Annotated in this window: 1 protein-coding gene; it reads right to left on the reverse strand. The window is 43.8% G+C overall.

Annotated elements, in window-relative coordinates; genetic code table 11:
- Nucleotides 1-413, reverse strand: a 413-nt coding sequence (locus ACEN33_RS12500; protein ID WP_407095218.1) for a DDE-type integrase/transposase/recombinase, incomplete at its 3' end; no start/stop codon positions are given.
- Nucleotides 414-470 lie beyond the last annotated feature (57 nt).

The following is a 470-nucleotide window of genomic DNA, read 5'->3' on the forward strand; positions in this document are numbered from 1 at the left end:
ACACTGGTAAAGTGACTCCCTTGATCTGAATGAATCAGGGTTTGCGTCGCTAAACTCACCGGATGCTGGGCGATAAGTTGTCGTATCATCTTCAAAACAAACGCAATATGAAGCATCGGGCTGAGTTTATAAGACAGAATTTCGTTCGTAAAGGCATCTTTAACCGTCGCTAAATACGCCCACTTCTGCCTGCCATACGGCAAATAAGTAATATCCGTCAACAGCACGGAACGCGGTCCATAAGCTCTAAACTCACGTTTAACATAGTTGGGTTTGACATGTTCAGCCTGATACTCCGCAGATACTTGGCGTTGAAAACGAGGCTTACGAATCGGACACACTAAATTGAATTTCTTCATCAATCGACGAATTTTACTGCGGCACATCGGGGTGCGATTGTGAGCTAAATGCATCAATATTTGTCGCTGTCCTTTGGGCTTTTGACGGTAATTAAATGCCTCTAGGATTAA

Source organism: Ruoffia sp. FAM 24228 (assembly GCF_045528575.1).
Taxonomy (GTDB): Bacteria; Bacillota; Bacilli; order Lactobacillales; family Aerococcaceae; genus Ruoffia; species Ruoffia halotolerans.